Source organism: Oceanobacillus manasiensis, assembly GCF_000724085.1.
GTDB classification, from domain to species: Bacteria; Bacillota; Bacilli; order Bacillales; family Amphibacillaceae; genus Oceanobacillus_B; species Oceanobacillus_B manasiensis.
Genome location: NZ_CCDL010000001.1, coordinates 1,803,264 through 1,819,605, shown reverse-complemented (window position 1 = coordinate 1,819,605; position 16,342 = coordinate 1,803,264). Strand labels below are relative to the sequence as shown.

The following is a 16,342-nucleotide window of genomic DNA, read 5'->3' as shown; positions in this document are numbered from 1 at the left end:
CCCCACCAAATGTTAGTTGAACGAATCGGACCTGGACTGGCAGTTGTTCTCCTATGTAGAATGCTTGGATCACCCTTGTTTTCTTAGTGGGGGGCATACCTCCAGTTTAGGCAGGGTATAGGAGGAATGGATATGCGCACTAGACCAATTGATCTCACTTTTGGTGCAGTATTTGTTTGTTTAATGGCAATAGGTGCCAACATTACAGTTTGGTTTCCTTTTCTTGCAATACCAATCGGCGGGGCGACAGTTCCGTTGTCCCTACAAACCTTTTTCGCCATCATAGCTGGCATGATGCTTGGAAAGAAGCGTGGAAGTATTGCAATGATTACATATATACTTGTTGGCACTGCAGGGGTCCCGATCTTTTCCGGTTTATCTGCTGGGCCTATGCAGCTGATCAGCCCAACTGGTGGCTTTATCTTTTCTTTTGTCTTTATCGCTTTTTTCGTTGGATGGATAGCAGAAAAACAGAAGAAACCAAGTCTACCTTTATATTCTTTAGCATCCTTGGTCGGTGTAGTATTTAATTATGGAATTGGTGTTACTTTCATGTTTGTAGCGATGAACACATGGCTAGAAATCCCGATAACCTATGAATTGGCATGGATAAGCATGATACCCTTTTTAATTAAGGACATAGCCCTCTCTTGTCTTGCTGCCCTATTTATTCTTCAGTTAGGGAAGCGGGTACCCTCGGAGTGGATGCATGTGAAAGCTTCTTAAGAGCCTAGAAAAAAACACTTAAGTATAGCCCCTTCATAAACGGGAGTTTCATGCGTTTCCTGATGAAGTATGATAAACTAAGAGCAAGATAAAATACTACATCTGGAAGGAATGTTACGCATTTATGGAGTTATTCTTAAATTTCCCTTTATGGGCTGCACTTGCTGCAATTGTATTTGCTCAAGTGGTAAAAATACCAATCAAACTCATCGTTACAAAGGAGTTTAACCCTGGCCTTGCATTCAGCACAGGAGGCATGCCAAGTAGTCACTCTGCAGCAGTTGCTGCCTTAACTACGGGTGTAGGTATTACGGAAGGTGTAACATCCACAGTATTTGCAGTAGCTTGTGTTTTCAGTATTATAATTATGTTCGATGCCTCCGGTGTACGCAGACAAGCCGGGGAACAAGCAGTTGTTTTAAATCAGCTAATTAAAGACTTTCAGTTGTTTGTCGATGGAGCAAAGGATTGGAGTAAAAAAGAAGAAGTTGAAAAGCGTGAGGAACTTAAAGAATTGCTCGGCCATCAGCCGATTGAAGTTTTCTTTGGCGGATTATCAGGAGTCCTTATTGCTTTTGTATTATATACATTTTATTAAAAAAAAGAAGGGTAGCATGCCATATTGTGGTATGCTTCCCTTTTACAATTAACTCTCTGTAATCTGTTGTCTGAATACCTGTAACGACTCTGTTGCATTTAACTGTTCAAGCTCTTTTTCTGTAAGTTTTCCATCGCCTAATTCAATTAAATGTACATCAAGCTCTTTCTTCCCCCATTGCGCATATACATCTTCAACCGTGTGAAAATATAAGTCAATCTTATTGCCAGTTATCGCACTACCCTTGTCTGCTACGACCCCATAACCGTAGTCTGGGATGAAAAGGATGGTTCCGATAGGATAAACATTTAGATCTGCCGCAATAGTAGAATATAAATCTCGTTTTACTTGCACACCGGAAAACGTTATACCATATTCAGGATGTCCCGGGGATTTACCCGTTGATTCCACTCCCGCTGTATATCCTGTTGCTATAACTTGGGATGTAGGATATTGATCAATATTTGCCGCCTCTTCAAGTGTTTTAGGACCCTCAATTTCGTCACTTGAGATATAAGTCTTTTTCTGCTCTAAATAGTTCAATTGCTTCTTTTGTAACGATGATTGCCTGAATTTTGACTGATTCACTGTTTTGTCAATGAGGACTGGTTCATAATCCACCCAATCGCGAACATCAGCAAATGATATGTTAGAAATAGATGTGATGGTGACCAGAAAAGCTGCCATAAACAACGATAACATAACTACTCTTCGAAACATTTTTTTGATTTTCATGATTAACACCTCTCTGGATGTCATCATTTCCAATCTATCAATATTTTATTCAAAGAAAGATAAATTCTCTATAATATTCTGTCTTTTCACAAACGCTACATTCGCAATTAAAACATTTGATAACCGCTTTTTCTTAGCATTTTAATAACAATTCCAGATACGATTGCACCTACAAAACCTGCTAATAAAATGATTATATCAATAGAGTTAATGGCCATAAGTTTAGAAAATGCCTCGGTAAATGCTTGTCCAGGATTCCTAAAATATTCTAATGTAGACATATCATCCACAATCATGATGACTACTACTGGGTATAATATGGCCATCAGCCACGTTTTCCTTAAAAGCATATTTAAAATAAAGGCAATGCCAAAAAAGATAACAAAATATAAAACGATCGAAACAACTAGTTGAATCAAAGCTGCGTCTCCCCTTCCACTTACCTACAGTAAAAATTTCATACAAATTCCATTTTATACGAAAGCTAACGAAAAGTACACGCTATCCTTTCAACCTAACTGCTAAACTTTAACATTTCAGAAGTATATATTGTATTAAGACAAAAAATGCAAAGGGTAAAATACCACTTTGCACCAAAGAATTAATAAAAGATATTAAATTTCCCTTTCTTCATTAAAAGACTAGGCCCACCTAGCTTTAGAAGATAGCGGTTATCGCTCATTTTTTTCATAAAAGTAGCTTTCCAGCCAAATAATTTATATTTATTAAATAGAACTGCAATACCATCATTATGTCCTAACGAAGCGATAGTACCTAATAGCTTTGGAGTGAATTCTTCCAGTTCTCCTCCGTTTATGAAGGCTTTTACATTATGAGCAACGGTCGCTGATTCTTGTATTGCAATTTGCGCAGTAGGTGGGAATGGTCGTCCTGTTTCAGGATCCATTATTAACGCACAATCACCTATAACAAAAACATTATCATAATCCGGTGTACGCATATCCTTACGAACTTCTACTTTCCCACGATTTGTAGTAAAACCTGACTTTTCTACTATAGAATTTGCTTTAACCCCTGCAGCCCAGATAGTTGTCATAGTAGGTATTTCCACTAGTCTTCCGTCTTTCTCATATACCACTTTATCTGACGTACATTCTTTTAACATGGCACCAGTTACAAACTCTACTCCACGTGATTCTAATGAATTCATAGCGTATTCTACGAGCTGTGGATCAAACCCTGGCAGTACGGCTGGTGAACCTTCTATATTAATAATACGCACTAAATGCTTATCAATATCGTATTCTTCACAAAGCTCAGGTATACGGTTTGCTATCTCACCAAGGAATTCAATTCCGGTAAATCCGCCGCCTCCAACCACAATGTTAATTCTTGCCTGATTATTTGGCTCTTCATTATGATAACGGGCGAAATTATATTCTAAATGCTCCCTAATTAGACGAGCACTGTTAATATCACCAATTGTAAATGCATTTTCCTCAAGACCTGGAATACCAAATGTAGCCGCTTCGAATCCTAATCCAATTACCAACACATCATAAGTCATCTCACTGTTTTGCATTTTAACCTTTTTTACGTCTGGTTTGATGGAAACCACTTTATCTTGAACAAAACGTACACGGTTTAGGTTCACAATATCCTTTATTGATATTCGAGTACGATCCTGATGTAAAGTACCCGCCGCATTTTCATGAAGCCACGTTGTTTGGTAATGGTAATCATTCATGTTAACCAATGTGATGTCTGCCTCGTTCATACCCATACTCTTCTGTAATTTGACCGCCGTCATGATACCTCCATAGCCTGCACCCAAAATAACAATATGTGGATTATTCATGATTATCACTTCCATTTATAATTTTCTATTTTGTTAATTGTTATATAGAAATCAATACATATTTTTCCTAGTTTGTGACAAGTTTCACTTAATCACCCAATAAAAATAATGCGTTATTCAAGCACTATCACCGCATACTATTACTATTAAGATTTAAAAATCTAGCAATCATAGAAATATAATAGTTTTGTTACACAATTGTAATATATAGCACTAAATAATAGTATACCGTTCGAATCAATTTTTCAAGCTTTTCTTTTACTTTCCTAATTATCAATTTATTAACCCATTATGAATTTAAGATATAATAGGATTTTCGCTGTTCAAAGTCATTCCAAAGCCTTTTCTCCTTAATTATGATACGATAGGGCTATTGGGTAAAGAATTAACATGTAATGGAGGTATATGAGCATGACAGATAAGGTTTATGATGTCACAATTATTGGTGCAGGCCCTGTAGGGTTGTTCACAGCTTTCTATGGCGGAATGCGTCAAGCAAGTGTAAAAATTATTGAGAGTTTACCACATACCGGGGGACAGCTAACTGCATTGTACCCGGAAAAATATATATACGATGTTGCCGGATATCCAAAGGTTCGTGCACAGGAATTAATTGATAATTTGGAAGAACAGGCAAACATTTTTGATCCTACCATTGTACTTGAACAATCTATTGAGAAAATAGAGAGACTAGAGGATCAATCATTTAAGCTAGTCTCAAATACAGAGGAAGTTCACTATACGAAGACAATTATTATTACAGGTGGAAATGGCGCCTTCCAACCACGTCGTTTAGAGGTAGATAATTGCGAACAGTTTGAAGGAGTTAACCTCCACTACCATGTAAAGGATATGAATCAATACAAAGGTCAAAATGTCGTTCTGCTTGGTGGCGGTGATTCTGCAGTCGATTGGGCACTTATGCTAGAGCCTATTGCAGAAAAAGTAACCCTTGTTCATCGAAGAGATAAATTCAGAGCCCATGAACATAGTGTAGAAAAGCTAATGGCATCCAATGTAGAAATTATGACACCGTTTGTTCCAACAGAAATTGAAGCAAGTGATCAAATTGATAAAGTGCGTTTTGAGGAAGTTAAAGGGGACAGGCAGGTAGAGCTTGATGTTGATGCTGTACTATGTAATTATGGCTTTGTATCATCCTTGGGACCAATTAAAGACTGGGGTCTTGATATTGAGAAAAATAGCATTGTCGTAAACTCTAAAATGGAAACGAACATTCCTGGGATATATGCAGCAGGAGATATTTGCACGTATGACGGGAAGGTAAAATTGATTGCAACAGGATTTGGTGAAGGTCCAACGGCAATTAATAATGCGAAGCAGTATATTGATCCTAAAGCAAGAATCCAGCCGAAGCATTCTACAAGCATGTTTTAAATAAAGTAAATAAAGGACCACATCCTCTTGATTTTACATCGGGTGTGGTTCTTTTAATTTGAATATAATCCATTCAACACTTCTTAGTTCCTTAAAAAAAAAGACCAAATCATTGCGATTTGGTCTTCTCATATATACATTTTTCATCTCATAACTAAAACATTATGAATTCTTAGCAATCTCCAGGTGTACCCACTTTATCTTCTGTTCTAAAAGAAGAGCCACATCCACAAGAAACAATGGCATTTGGATTATCAATACTGAATCCGCCGCCCATCATGTTTTGTTTGTAATCAATTTTAGTTCCTTCAATAATCGGAATGTCCTGATTGAAAAATACAACCGGCACGCCATTTATTTCATCTACTGTATCGAGTTCTTCATTTATTTCATTCTCAAAGCCCAATGAGTAGGACAGACCACTGCAACCGCCACCTTTAATACCAAAGCGTAGGCGTGCCTCTGGGGACTCTTCCTTCTTCATCTCATGGATTTGCTTTGCCGCATTGTCGGTAATTGTTATAACCATCCCTTTTACCTCCTTAAGTCATGATCATTACCTTCAAGTATACAAAGGAAATTATAACAATTCAACTAATTGGTTTAAATCACATAGTGAAAAACACCTGTTACAACCGTCTTTGCTTCACCGCTCATCCAGACTTGTCCAGACTTGTCCCAGTTAATCACAAGGTCTCCCCCTTGCAAATGTACCGTAATATCTTCTCCTCGAGCAACACGACTGTTTAACGTTGCAGCTACCACCGCTGCACAGGCCCCTGTCCCACAAGCCTGCGTGACACCAGATCCGCGTTCCCACACTTGGAAATAAAGTTCATTTTCGGAAACGACCTGAATAAATTCAACGTTCACACCTTCAGGAAAGCGCTGATCCTTTTCAATAATCGGTCCTATTTCGTATAGTGGTGCTTCATTTATATCTTCTACGAAAAAAACAGCATGTGGATTTCCCATCGATACGGCGGTTAATTCAAATAATTGATCGTCAACTAGAAAATCCTCCCCAACTACACGTTCCACTTTATCTCCAAGCATAGGAATAGCAGATCGTTGTAGTGCAGGCTCTCCCATGTTTATCGTGACTTGATGAACACGTCCTTCTTCAGGAAAAACTTCGGCTTCCACAATGTTTGCCTTTGTTTCAATTTGAAAAATAGGTTTTGTAACAATCCCGTTTTCAAATGCGTATTTCGCTGTACAACGAAGTCCGTTTCCACAGCTTTTACCTTCAGAACCATCTTTATTAAAGATGCGCATTCCAACATCTGCCTTGGTACTCGGATGAATTAATATCATACCATCAGAGCCAATCCCTTTATTCACATCTGCCATTGCTTTGGCAACTGCTGGCATGCTTGCTTCATCCATTTGATAATTAAATAAATCTATGTAAATATAGTTATTTCCTAAGCCATGCATTTTTGTAAAAGGTATATCCAATCTAATCACTCATTTCTAGTTAGTCTGGAGCAGAATTCCGTGCTGGTCAAGCTCCTGATATATTGTTTTAAGTTTGGGGATGCCCTCGGCCACAATCTTTTCATCAACCATTACAATCGGGTAAAATAAATCCTCTTCCATAATTCGTTCGACAAATTGCTGGTGTTTTTCCTGTGCCGGTGGGTTGTTTATATCGATATATTCATATTCAACATTATCTACTATATATTTTCTGCCTATCGCTGCTTGCAGCCATTCATATGTATCCTTTGAGCCAGGAGCGCCTACACAGCTTGCACATATTTGATTAGCACCATATACAGTGATAGTGACTTTATCCTTCACCTTAAAAAACCCCCTTTTTTCGGTTACTTATATTTTACAAAAAGTTTGGATAAAGATAAAATATAAGTATCCGATCAAGTAAAAATATAATTTCAGATAGATTTTTACAGGAATTCGTTTTATACTATTTATAAGGAAAGGAGAAGATGCATGATGCAAGAACAGGTACAGGAAGTTTTAAATAAACTGCGCCCTTTTCTACTGCGTGACGGTGGAGATGTGGAGTTAGTTGATGTAGATGACAATGGCATTGTACTTCTTCGTCTTATGGGTGCATGCGGCAATTGTCCAAGTTCGACCATAACATTAAAGGCAGGAATTGAGCGCGCCCTAATGGCTGAGGTCCCAGGCGTTACAGAAATTGAACAAGTATTCTAATGCAAACATATATCGAAAAGGCAGACAAAGTGTCTGCCTTTTTTGCTTCTAAAATGGTTGTCCCTAAATGCAGCTTTAAAGCAAGAAGCTAATAATCTACTAATGGGGTACTTCCGTGATCGGACCTGTACCCTGAAGTACACCCGTTATATTCTCCAAGCATAGCTGTAGCATTTTCGTTCTTGTTTCCATGCTAGCTGATCCGATATGCGGCAGACAAATGACATTCGATTTATTAAGTAAAGGATGATTTGCACGAATTGGTTCTTCAGCAAAAACATCTAGACCTGCAGCAGCAATCTGCTCAGATTCTAAAGCTTCTAATAAAGCTTTTTCGTTTACTACACTCCCCCGAGAAATATTAATAAATACTGCGGAATCTTTCATTTTACGAAACGCTTCGTTAGTAAACATCCCGTTTGTTTCTGGTGTAGCAGGTACTACCGAAATGACAAAATCCGCCTTTTCCAACAATGTATGAAACTCAACATAGGTGGCACCAACCCGATCTTCTGCCTCAACTTTGCGGGAACGGTTATGGTATAAAATTTCCATACCAAAACCTTTTGCCCTTCTTGCAATAGCTTCTCCAATTCTCCCCATTCCCACAATTCCGATTGTTTTATTGTAAACATCCGTTCCAGCAAGTAAATAAGGCGACCAATTCTTCCATTTGTCTTCCTTAATGTACTGATTTGCTTCCACAATCCTTCTTGCTGTAGCTAGTAGTAGAGAAAAGCCTAAATCGGCTGTTGACTCTGTTAAAACACCAGGTGTATTGGTCACAATTACCCCCGCTTCTGATGCAGCTTCAAGATCAATGTTGTCATAGCCCACTGCTAGGTTAGCAACAACCTGAAGCGACCTGCCAACTGAAAACACCTCTTTGTCCACCCTCTCACTTAACATGCAAAGGATGCTATGTGCATCCACAACCTCTTTTAAAAGGATGTCCCTAGGTACCGGTTCCTCTTCGTATTGCCACATTGAAATGCTGAAATACTCCCGAAAAGGCTCCACAATCTCTTCTGGTACCTTTCTTGTAATATAAAGCTTTGGTTTTATCATCGCCCCATCCCCCCATACACTATTATTATAGCCAGTGTAACACAGGGATTTGTAACGAGGTAGCATCAAGGCCAATCAACTGATAAAGGCCCCGCATCTTCTTTTCATATTCCTCCTGCATCTCTATTAAAGAGGCAAAAGCTGTGTAAGAGTCCTCAAATGTCCGAGACCCCATTACTGAATCAAAATGGTCAAAAAAGTGAACAGGATAAAGTAGCCTAGCGTATAATAATCGCCAACTGAAAATAGAAAGTGGCCTTTCAGATTGATAGTCATGTAAAAACTGGACTATCTCATCTGGTGGTGCATTGCTTAACAGTAAGCTTCTTGTATATTCTGCTAAGTCGCGTACCGGATGATCAAATACAAAATCATCTAACCAAATAACTGACTTTTGAAGATTATTTGTGTAACGTTGGAAGGAGATGGTTCCCTGGTCTACTGTATCAAACCTGTTTTCCCGCTCACTCTCCTGTAAATACTGTATAGCATTCTCGCTTAGTCCAATAATGTATGGTAATGTATCCATCACCATTCGAAAGTAATCATCTGGTTTTTCATTTGCAGCGAGCGAAACATTTTTTTCATACGATTCTAATTTATCAATCCAAAGCTTTTTCCATTGGCCATAACTAGATATCTGGTGTGGCTCGAAGCTATAAAGGGTACCAATAGTATGAAAGGCTGCGAGTGAACGACCACTGCTTTCTCTGGTCGTATTGTTAAGCTGCTCTACCATGACAACCATATAAGTAGTATTTTCATATGCGGTGAACCAATCGCCATTAATATTGGCTACTGGAATGGCTGTGTGAAAATACCGATTTTCCAATAAGTAGTATGCTAGAGCAGCCTGCTCCAAATGAATAACTTCCCTGTTATCAGAAGGAATGGTAAAATATACATATTCGTCTTGTTTGTAACCATCTCTCCCAGCCAGTACTACTTTTTCACTTGCTTGGATATTATAATGTGTGGCGAGCATGGTTTCCATTGACAATATGATCACACCCTTTTTGTCTTAAAGAATTAGTTTACTCCCTAAAGAATGAAGGGAATTAGAGGATAAATAACCTCCTCTTTAGCAAGATTAGTACTATTGTATGTATGAAAAGGTGAATTCTTAACCAATTTATTAGGAAAAGGTGATGTACATGGATGCAAATACGAATCAAAGTGAACTAGAACTGAAAGCAAGACAATGGTTAACCCAGCGTGGCGTAACTTTAGATGATATCGCTGAACTGGTCTATTATTTACAATCTAAATACCATGAGAATCTTAGTATGGATGATTGCCGACATAACGTAGACAGAGTGTTGACAAAAAGGGAAGTACAAAACGCTATACTTACAGGTATCCAATTAGATGTACTTGCAGAAAAAAAACAGCTTGAACAACCACTACAAAAAACCATCGAAACAGATGAGAGCTTATATGGGGTGGATGAAATTATTGCCCTTTCGATAGTAAATGTTTATGGCTCTATTGGTTTTACCAACTACGGTTATATTGATAAACAAAAACCAGGCATATTAAAAAAGCTGAATGATAAATCAACTGGAGAATGCCATACTTTTCTTGATGATATCGTTGGAGCCATCGCTGCAGCTGCTTCAAGCAGATTGGCGCATGGAACTGCTGACGACGATTTATTAGATTAGTCATCATCAGCTGACAGTCTTTCAATCCTAAAAACAGGAGGCCCTTATTAGGGCGCTCCTGTTTTTTTATATTCTTTCAATCCATTCCTTTAGGCTGTGTACAAAATAAGTCGGCATTGTAGCAAAGGTGCTCATTTCCTCGAATGGGGTGACGCCCGTAAAGACCATCAATGTATCAAGTTCAGCTTTAATGCCTGCTTTAATATCAGTCTGGTAATTATCCCCAACCATAATTGTTTCTTCTTTACTTGTCCCTAAAATTTCTAACGCCTGCTCCATAATGATTTTCTCTGGCTTTCCAATAAATGTAGGGGCAACACCAGTGCTTACTGCGACCACAGATGTAAGAGAACCATTACCCGGGAGCAAACCTCTCTCTGTTGGAATTGCTATATCGCCATTAGTTGATATGAAGGTCGCACCATTTCGGACAGCTAGACAGGCTTTTGCAAATTTTTCATAGTTCACTTCGCGATCCATACCTACTACAACAAAATCACATTGCTCATTTTCGGAAATGGTAAGTCCCTCTGCTTCTATCGCTGCTTTGACCCCTTCTTCCCCGATAACATAGCAGGATGCATCCTCTTTCAATTCTTTAATATACCTGGCTGTAGCAAGGCTTGTGGTGACGACATGCTCAGGTTTAGCATAAATTCCAAACTGGTTAAGTTTCGCTGCAACATCTGCCTGGGTTTTCGAAGAATTATTCGTTACAAATAAATAAGGAATTTCCTTTTTCCGTAAAGCCTCAATAAACCCAGAAGCCTCTGCAATAGGCTCCTTACCTAAATACATTGTTCCATCGAGGTCAATTAAATAACCATTGTATTTCTTCACTGTCAACTTCCTTTCTACCTTAAACCTCTATTACATTCTTTTAACTATTCATTTGAAAATGCATTTGCTACCCCAAGCTCGTTATCGAGGTATGCTCTTATATGTGAATGAAACATGCTTAATTGAGGTAAATATTGAGAGAACGTGTGATGTACCTCTTGATGGTTAACATGGAGATACTCCACTACAAGCTCTTTTCTAAGACTAATCACTCGTTTATATGCTTCTCCATCTTCTTGAGGTATAACTTTTTCATCAAGTAATATATCAATAATATCCTCATAACTTCCAGGGTCTCGCATAATAAACCCGTCAATCATCATATTTCCCACATCTAATATTGCTTCAATTGTAACATGTCCCATTCTTTCTAAAGCTAGCTTTTGCTGTAATGAATCGCACTTCACTACCTTCATCTCTGTTAGCATCTCATCTAAATAATAAAGTCGCTGTTCAATCTTACTTCTATCTACAAAATACATACTGTTGACTCCTTTAATTTTATTCATCTTTGGGGTAAATACTGGATTTGGTATAGTAATATTTTAGCATATTACACATGATATCGAGATATAAACATGTTATAGTTGAAGAAATATCAAAATAATGGAAAAGAGGACTCTTATGGGACATAAATTCGAGATTCTAAAAGACGAAACAAAAACAAAAGAGTTGAGGTATATTAGTTTTATGGGTAACTATCAGCGCTATGATTTTGCACTTATGCAATATGAAGAAGATCCTAATAAGACGGTTGTTATCCACTTACAGAAAAATCGTTTTATTGTCGTTGGAAAAGAGGATTTGAATAATGATAATCGTGACGTGGAACACATCCTTCATGAAACAGCTATGGAAGCGGATGAAGTTCGTGCATTTTTAAAAGAGATATTGTAAAAATTAACAGGTAACGTTGCCTAAGGAGAAAAACAAAATGGAAAGTATGGATTCTGTCTTAAAAGAGAAGTTACTAAAATTGGACGCCACCGCCTTGGCAGAATGGGTTAAAAAAAATAATGTCACAAGCAGTGAAATCGTCTCTCTCTATATAGAGCAACAAAAAAAGGTCAATCCCTTCATTAATGCAGTTGTTGAGGATCGCTATTCACTGGCAATAGAGGAAGCGAAGTCTCTTGATGAAAAAAGACACACTTATAAACAACTGCCACCTTTATATGGTGTACCTATTACAGTAAAAGAATCTTTACACGTCTCTGGTATGAAGACAACGGGTGGGTTAGAGCATCGGCAAGATTTAATTGCCAGAGAAGACGCCCCTGTCATAACGAGGCTAAAGAATGCGGGTGCAGTCATTTTAGGAAAAACGAATACACCAGCACTTTGCTTTAATCAGGAAACAGATAACCGACTTTATGGTAGAACAAACAATCCATGGGACCTTACACGAACAGCTGGAGGCTCTAGCGGTGGCGAGGGAGCAATTCTCGGTGCTGGAGGATCGCCTGTTGGGATTGGATCTGATATAGGTGGTTCCATCAGGTTTCCTGCTCATTTTAATGGCGTACTTGGTTTTAAACCTGGAATGCGCATGGGATCTTCGGCTGGTCATTATCCTTCTGCAACTACTCCGTTACAGGAAAGGATGCTAACAATTGGGCCAATGGGAAGATCCGTTCGTGACATGGAATTATTAAATAATGTGCTATTTCCACATTCAACAGCGAATCGTTATTTGCAGTTTTTTAAAATAGAAGTGCTTCCTGGCACCATCAATTACCCACTAACTGAATCAACCGTTACAATGATGGATAGTATTGAGAAATTCCTAACGGAGTCTTTTTCTACTAATCGATTTATTCCACCATACTTTGAAGAAAGCTCGCAACTATGGCTAGAAATGTTGGCGAGTGAAGGCAGCGAGCTTATTGAGAAGTCTGCATTCCATAACGACCGATCTAATTTTCTAAAGGCGTTTCTAAGGGAAAAGCTAACGAATCGTTCTTCAGTTGACCCTTATCTGTCCATGGGAATTCTTGGTTCGAAACTTTTTAAACCATCAAAAAGCAGAGTAAAAGAAATTAAAAATATTTTGGCACAAGGCGACATAATTCTGGAAGAGTACTTGCAAAACCGATTGATCCTCTTCCCTGTTTATCATACTGGTGCCCTAAAGCATGGTAAAGTCTATAAAGAAATATTTTCACTCCGCAAAACATTCCTTAACTTCATGCCCTATGTAGCTTATGCAAACGTTTGGGGGTTACCATCCTTAACGATCCCCATCGGAAAGGATGAGCTAGGCATGCCAATCAGCATTCAGGTCATTTCAGCAAATGGAAACGAGGACGCTATCTTTCGATTAGGAAAAATTCTCGAAAAAAAATTTAGAGGATATGTACCAGCACAGTTCACTGATCAGCGGCAAGAATTGGAATGAGTGAAAGAACACTCTCCTTCATAAATTAAGACGGAGGAGAGTGAGAAAATGTCACGTGAACCGAAAGGCAAGTATAGTGATTTTACGAATGCGAGAGATAGGCAAAAACAGCTTATTCCCGAAGAGTTTCCTGATGGCCCTTTTGGATCACCCATCAATGAATCCGAACCTGTTTCAGGTAAATCCTCCCCTTGGGAGGAAGGCCAGTACAGGGAAAGTGCATTTGTCTTTCCGGATAAGTCCATGCATAAAGACGTCCCACGTAAAGCGCCTTTTTCACATCCAATCCAAGAAAAGGAGTAGCACTTATGCTACTCCTTTTTTCGTACTTGTTATTCACTCTTTTTCCCCTTTGAACCTTTTACCTTCTGGATTACAAAATAAGCGCAACCGAAATTACAGTACTCATAGAGATAATCATCAAGCGCACTGATTTTGGCATCGACTGATGCTTTGTGATTCTGATCACTGTAAAACCCTTTTAACCGCAATTGTTCATATCCCCAGTCACCAACGATATAGTCATATTTCGAAAGGATATCAGAATGCCGCTCATTCAGTGCTTTTTCATCAAAACCCTCTTTAACATTTTCAATCAATTCATACTGCTTCCCATTTATTTCAATCATCGCTTTCCCTCCACATATTGTAATAATTTTATCACATTCACCCATATAGAAACCAGAATTAATTTCATGCATGAATTTCGTAGAGAATTGCAAACTAAAAAAGAAACAAAACAGAAAAGGAGAAATCACATGAAAATAAAACATTTTGCAATCGGTGTTTGTACATTGCTAAGCCTAACAGCATGTGGGACTAATGACAATGCTATGGATGAGCGCGATGATGTTGTTAACCAGCTTGATCCTTCGGTAGATCAACAGTCAGCTGAAGACGAAGAACTAAATGACAGACTTGGCTATGTACATTACACAAAGGACCAAGTTGACAACAATGATGAAATGCAACAAGAGGCAACTATTGATCGTACACAGGTAGCAAATACGATAACGCGCCTTGCTTTAAGTGGTGAGGGGTTGGAGCAAGTTGCAACACTTGTTACAGATGAAGAGGTACTAATCGCTTATGAGAAGACTGAGGATGTAGATGAGAAGGAAGCTGCGACTATTGCTCGAAAAACTGCTCAATCCGTTATTCCACAGTATTACGAAATTTATGTCTCCGATAACGAGAGCCTAATCCAAGATATTCAAAGCTTGCATAACTCACGTACTACAAACGATGACTACGATAACACTATTGACCAAATCATTAAAGAAATGGAAAAATCTCCTCAAGGTAATGAAGATAACCAAATGAATAATTCAAATTAGCATAATAAAGTGAAACTTCAATCAGTGGGGTTTTCAATATCCCCCACTGATTGTTAGTTGAACGAATCGGGGTGTTAGCGTCCGTTTACTCCCACCAGTGGGAGTCTTACGGACGGTTGCACCGGGATAAAGTGATACTTCATTTGGTGGAGGGATCCCTACCACCCTCACCAAATGACAAGTGAACGAATTGGGACAGGGTAAAATGGAAGGGTCTTCTGCAAGTAGCAGGAGGATCCTTCTTTTTAAATGAATAGAAAAGCCGCTCTAAACGAAAAATAACGTTATCCTAAAATTCAAAGGGTGAACAATATGTACTTTCGATACCTTCTTACAGGTTTTTTTCTTCTATTCCTTATAATGCTTATCGGAACTCCCGTTCACGCGGAGTCGGATGAAGACATATATAAAGAGCGGATGGCCTTATTTAAGAAAACGGAAGCAATTTCCCAAATACCATGGTATTATTTTGCTGCGATGGATAATTATGAACGCAACATTCAGAAAGAAGATAAAGGGAAGGTAATTTCAATTGAAGTACCGGCTGAGTTATGGTTTGGTTTAGGTAACAGTTCCCTAATTAAAGAGGAAAGTATAATAACTTTTTTTGGTGGAAAAGGAAAAGACGGAAACGGTGACAAACTTGCCGATCCTGCAAACCCAGAAGATACCCTTCATACCATTGCAAGCTATATAGCTGAATATGGGCAAACAAAGGACGATATTAAAATCGCGTTATGGAATTATTATAAACGAGATTTATCTGTGCAAACAATAATGAATACAGCCAAAGTTTTTAAAACATACCAAGATATTAATTTGACCGATAGAGACTTTCCAGTTTCCACCGACTACAATTACAGTTATCGAAGTACCTGGGGAGATAGACGTGGTTTCGGCGGCTTACGCATTCATGAAGGAACAGATATTTTTGCCGGGTACGGGACTCCAATCAAATCCACCACCTATGGTGTAATTGAATTAATGGGTTGGAATTTATATGGTGGATGGCGTATAGGTATTCGTGATATTTACAATATTTATCACTATTATGGTCATATGGCTGGGTATCAGGATGATATACAGGTAGGACAGGTTGTAAAGCCTGGTGATGTACTAGGTAGCGTAGGGTCCACAGGATATGGCCCACCAGGTACGTCGGGTAAGTTCCCACCACATTTACATTATGGAATGTACAAGGACAATGGCTATAGTGAATGGTCCTTTGACCCTTATCCTTTCTTAAGAAAATGGGAACGAATGTCCAAATAATCTTCGTTTAAAGTGAAACTTCAATCAGTGGGGATTTTCATTCTTTCCCCACTGATTGTTAGTTGAACGAATCGGGGTGTTAGCGTCCGTTTACTTCCACTAAAAACTAACTGTTTCTATTCATGTTTTGAAGTGGCAGTATTACGGACGGTTGCTCCGGGATAAAATGAAAAGAGAGCCATATGAATATGGCTCTCTTCTTGTTTATTTTGATTTTTTTACTGCATAGGTAATACTTGCTGCTAATCCACCCCATATAACAACCATACCAAGGATCATAACAAAGATAGCACTTGCACTCAT

At 38.5% G+C, this 16,342-nt stretch carries 22 protein-coding genes; 10 read left to right on the top strand and 12 right to left on the bottom strand.

What is annotated here, in order from left to right:
- Window positions 1-132: 132 nt before the first annotated feature.
- Both BN985_RS08940 and BN985_RS08935 read left to right on the top strand, forming a co-directional pair.
- A complete protein-coding gene (locus BN985_RS08940) occupies window positions 133-726 on the top strand; it encodes a biotin transporter BioY (protein WP_052360649.1) in 594 nt (197 codons plus the stop codon).
- A gap of 124 nt (window positions 727-850) precedes the next feature.
- Window positions 851-1,324, top strand: coding sequence for a divergent PAP2 family protein (locus tag BN985_RS08935; RefSeq protein ID WP_042222710.1), 474 nt, complete (start codon window positions 851-853; stop codon window positions 1,322-1,324).
- Between the two features lie 48 nt (window positions 1,325-1,372).
- On the opposite strand, the gene BN985_RS08930 is transcribed toward BN985_RS08935, so the two are convergent.
- From BN985_RS08930 to BN985_RS08920, 3 genes are all read right to left on the bottom strand, one after another.
- On the bottom strand, window positions 1,373-2,059 hold the full coding sequence (locus tag BN985_RS08930; RefSeq protein WP_042222708.1) for a 3D domain-containing protein: 687 nt from the start codon (window positions 2,057-2,059) through the stop codon (window positions 1,373-1,375).
- 107 nt (window positions 2,060-2,166) lie between these two features.
- Entirely contained in the window at window positions 2,167-2,478 is a 312-nt protein-coding gene (locus BN985_RS08925; protein ID WP_042222706.1) for a YuiB family protein, read from the bottom strand.
- 182 nt (window positions 2,479-2,660) lie between these two features.
- Entirely contained in the window at window positions 2,661-3,878 is a 1,218-nt protein-coding gene (locus tag BN985_RS08920) for an NAD(P)/FAD-dependent oxidoreductase (RefSeq protein ID WP_042222704.1), read from the bottom strand.
- A gap of 411 nt (window positions 3,879-4,289) precedes the next feature.
- Here BN985_RS08920 and BN985_RS08915 point away from each other — a divergent pair, with 411 nt between their 5' ends.
- Complete coding sequence (locus BN985_RS08915; RefSeq protein WP_042222702.1) at window positions 4,290-5,276, top strand: NAD(P)/FAD-dependent oxidoreductase; 987 nt, start codon at window positions 4,290-4,292, stop codon at window positions 5,274-5,276.
- 172 nt (window positions 5,277-5,448) lie between these two features.
- Here the strand turns inward: BN985_RS08915 and BN985_RS08910 are convergent, their stop codons facing one another.
- The 3 genes from BN985_RS08910 to BN985_RS08900 all read right to left on the bottom strand — a co-directional run bounded on the left by BN985_RS08910 (window position 5,449) and on the right by BN985_RS08900 (window position 7,082).
- On the bottom strand, window positions 5,449-5,805 hold the full coding sequence (locus tag BN985_RS08910; RefSeq protein WP_042222699.1) for a HesB/IscA family protein: 357 nt from the start codon (window positions 5,803-5,805) through the stop codon (window positions 5,449-5,451).
- 74 nt (window positions 5,806-5,879) lie between these two features.
- On the bottom strand, window positions 5,880-6,716 hold the full coding sequence (dapF, locus tag BN985_RS08905; RefSeq protein ID WP_042223070.1) for a diaminopimelate epimerase: 837 nt from the start codon (window positions 6,714-6,716) through the stop codon (window positions 5,880-5,882).
- Between the two features lie 36 nt (window positions 6,717-6,752).
- Window positions 6,753-7,082 carry a YuzD family protein gene (locus BN985_RS08900; RefSeq protein ID WP_042222697.1) on the bottom strand — a complete coding sequence of 110 codons (330 nt, stop codon included), beginning with the start codon at window positions 7,080-7,082 and terminating at the stop codon, window positions 6,753-6,755.
- A 153-nt stretch (window positions 7,083-7,235) separates the two neighbouring features.
- On the opposite strand from BN985_RS08900, the gene BN985_RS08895 reads away from it, so the two are divergent.
- Window positions 7,236-7,460: a NifU family protein gene (locus tag BN985_RS08895; RefSeq protein WP_036574679.1), complete on the top strand. Its 225-nt coding sequence runs from the start codon at window positions 7,236-7,238 to the stop codon at window positions 7,458-7,460.
- Between the two features lie 99 nt (window positions 7,461-7,559).
- Here BN985_RS08895 and BN985_RS08890 read toward each other — a convergent pair whose 3' ends face one another.
- Both BN985_RS08890 and BN985_RS08885 read right to left on the bottom strand, forming a co-directional pair.
- Window positions 7,560-8,528, bottom strand: coding sequence for a 2-hydroxyacid dehydrogenase (locus BN985_RS08890; RefSeq protein ID WP_042222695.1), 969 nt, complete (start codon window positions 8,526-8,528; stop codon window positions 7,560-7,562).
- A gap of 25 nt (window positions 8,529-8,553) precedes the next feature.
- Entirely contained in the window at window positions 8,554-9,522 is a 969-nt protein-coding gene (locus BN985_RS08885; protein ID WP_052360663.1) for a protein kinase family protein, read from the bottom strand.
- A 160-nt stretch (window positions 9,523-9,682) separates the two neighbouring features.
- Between BN985_RS08885 and BN985_RS08880 the strand changes: the two genes are divergently transcribed.
- Entirely contained in the window at window positions 9,683-10,192 is a 510-nt protein-coding gene (locus tag BN985_RS08880) for a phosphatidylglycerophosphatase A family protein (RefSeq protein WP_042222691.1), read from the top strand.
- Window positions 10,193-10,258: 66 nt separating this feature from the next.
- Here BN985_RS08880 and BN985_RS08875 read toward each other — a convergent pair whose 3' ends face one another.
- Complete coding sequence (locus BN985_RS08875) at window positions 10,259-11,032, bottom strand: TIGR01457 family HAD-type hydrolase (protein ID WP_042222689.1); 774 nt, start codon at window positions 11,030-11,032, stop codon at window positions 10,259-10,261.
- Between the two features lie 44 nt (window positions 11,033-11,076).
- Complete coding sequence (locus BN985_RS08870) at window positions 11,077-11,514, bottom strand: DUF86 domain-containing protein (protein WP_042222687.1); 438 nt, start codon at window positions 11,512-11,514, stop codon at window positions 11,077-11,079.
- Window positions 11,515-11,656: 142 nt separating this feature from the next.
- Here BN985_RS08870 and BN985_RS08865 point away from each other — a divergent pair, with 142 nt between their 5' ends.
- The 3 genes from BN985_RS08865 to BN985_RS08855 are packed head-to-tail and all read left to right on the top strand — an operon-like array spanning window position 11,657 to window position 13,733.
- Window positions 11,657-11,929 (top strand): SAV0927 family protein, encoded by a 273-nt coding sequence (locus BN985_RS08865; protein ID WP_042222686.1) that lies wholly within the window; start codon window positions 11,657-11,659, stop codon window positions 11,927-11,929.
- Window positions 11,930-11,966: 37 nt separating this feature from the next.
- Window positions 11,967-13,430: an amidase gene (locus tag BN985_RS08860; protein ID WP_156960107.1), complete on the top strand. Its 1,464-nt coding sequence runs from the start codon at window positions 11,967-11,969 to the stop codon at window positions 13,428-13,430.
- Window positions 13,431-13,478: 48 nt separating this feature from the next.
- Entirely contained in the window at window positions 13,479-13,733 is a 255-nt protein-coding gene (locus BN985_RS08855) for a hypothetical protein (protein ID WP_042222684.1), read from the top strand.
- A gap of 29 nt (window positions 13,734-13,762) precedes the next feature.
- Here BN985_RS08855 and BN985_RS08850 read toward each other — a convergent pair whose 3' ends face one another.
- Window positions 13,763-14,059: a YutD family protein gene (locus BN985_RS08850; protein ID WP_042222683.1), complete on the bottom strand. Its 297-nt coding sequence runs from the start codon at window positions 14,057-14,059 to the stop codon at window positions 13,763-13,765.
- Window positions 14,060-14,188: 129 nt separating this feature from the next.
- Between BN985_RS08850 and BN985_RS08845 the strand changes: the two genes are divergently transcribed.
- Together BN985_RS08845 and BN985_RS08840 are read left to right on the top strand one after the other, a co-directional pair.
- On the top strand, window positions 14,189-14,767 hold the full coding sequence (locus BN985_RS08845) for a YhcN/YlaJ family sporulation lipoprotein (RefSeq protein WP_042222681.1): 579 nt from the start codon (window positions 14,189-14,191) through the stop codon (window positions 14,765-14,767).
- Window positions 14,768-15,079: 312 nt separating this feature from the next.
- Window positions 15,080-16,039, top strand: coding sequence for a M23 family metallopeptidase (locus BN985_RS08840; protein WP_042222679.1), 960 nt, complete (start codon window positions 15,080-15,082; stop codon window positions 16,037-16,039).
- 204 nt (window positions 16,040-16,243) lie between these two features.
- Here BN985_RS08840 and BN985_RS19030 read toward each other — a convergent pair whose 3' ends face one another.
- Window positions 16,244-16,342: a methionine/alanine import family NSS transporter small subunit gene (locus BN985_RS19030; RefSeq protein ID WP_156960106.1), complete on the bottom strand. Its 99-nt coding sequence runs from the start codon at window positions 16,340-16,342 to the stop codon at window positions 16,244-16,246.

What these genes read in the sequence shown, in the direction of transcription:
- BN985_RS08940 (WP_052360649.1), top strand. Translation starts at nt 133, where the DNA reads ATGCGCACTAGACCAATTGATCTCACTTTTGGTGCAGTATTTGTTTGT.
- BN985_RS08935 (WP_042222710.1), top strand. Translation starts at nt 851, where the DNA reads ATGGAGTTATTCTTAAATTTCCCTTTATGGGCTGCACTTGCTGCAATT.
- BN985_RS08930 (WP_042222708.1), bottom strand. Translation starts at nt 2,059, where the DNA reads ATGAAAATCAAAAAAATGTTTCGAAGAGTAGTTATGTTATCGTTGTTT.
- BN985_RS08920 (WP_042222704.1), bottom strand. Translation starts at nt 3,878, where the DNA reads ATGAATAATCCACATATTGTTATTTTGGGTGCAGGCTATGGAGGTATC.
- BN985_RS08915 (WP_042222702.1), top strand. Translation starts at nt 4,290, where the DNA reads ATGACAGATAAGGTTTATGATGTCACAATTATTGGTGCAGGCCCTGTA.
- BN985_RS08910 (WP_042222699.1), bottom strand. Translation starts at nt 5,805, where the DNA reads ATGGTTATAACAATTACCGACAATGCGGCAAAGCAAATCCATGAGATG.
- dapF (WP_042223070.1), bottom strand. Translation starts at nt 6,716, where the DNA reads ATGCATGGCTTAGGAAATAACTATATTTACATAGATTTATTTAATTAT.
- BN985_RS08895 (WP_036574679.1), top strand. Translation starts at nt 7,236, where the DNA reads ATGCAAGAACAGGTACAGGAAGTTTTAAATAAACTGCGCCCTTTTCTA.
- BN985_RS08890 (WP_042222695.1), bottom strand. Translation starts at nt 8,528, where the DNA reads ATGATAAAACCAAAGCTTTATATTACAAGAAAGGTACCAGAAGAGATT.
- BN985_RS08885 (WP_052360663.1), bottom strand. Translation starts at nt 9,522, where the DNA reads ATGGAAACCATGCTCGCCACACATTATAATATCCAAGCAAGTGAAAAA.
- BN985_RS08880 (WP_042222691.1), top strand. Translation starts at nt 9,683, where the DNA reads ATGGATGCAAATACGAATCAAAGTGAACTAGAACTGAAAGCAAGACAA.
- BN985_RS08870 (WP_042222687.1), bottom strand. Translation starts at nt 11,514, where the DNA reads ATGTATTTTGTAGATAGAAGTAAGATTGAACAGCGACTTTATTATTTA.
- BN985_RS08865 (WP_042222686.1), top strand. Translation starts at nt 11,657, where the DNA reads ATGGGACATAAATTCGAGATTCTAAAAGACGAAACAAAAACAAAAGAG.
- BN985_RS08860 (WP_156960107.1), top strand. Translation starts at nt 11,967, where the DNA reads ATGGAAAGTATGGATTCTGTCTTAAAAGAGAAGTTACTAAAATTGGAC.
- BN985_RS08855 (WP_042222684.1), top strand. Translation starts at nt 13,479, where the DNA reads ATGTCACGTGAACCGAAAGGCAAGTATAGTGATTTTACGAATGCGAGA.
- BN985_RS08850 (WP_042222683.1), bottom strand. Translation starts at nt 14,059, where the DNA reads ATGATTGAAATAAATGGGAAGCAGTATGAATTGATTGAAAATGTTAAA.
- BN985_RS08845 (WP_042222681.1), top strand. Translation starts at nt 14,189, where the DNA reads ATGAAAATAAAACATTTTGCAATCGGTGTTTGTACATTGCTAAGCCTA.
- BN985_RS08840 (WP_042222679.1), top strand. Translation starts at nt 15,080, where the DNA reads ATGTACTTTCGATACCTTCTTACAGGTTTTTTTCTTCTATTCCTTATA.
- BN985_RS19030 (WP_156960106.1), bottom strand. Translation starts at nt 16,342, where the DNA reads ATGAGTGCAAGTGCTATCTTTGTTATGATCCTTGGTATGGTTGTTATA.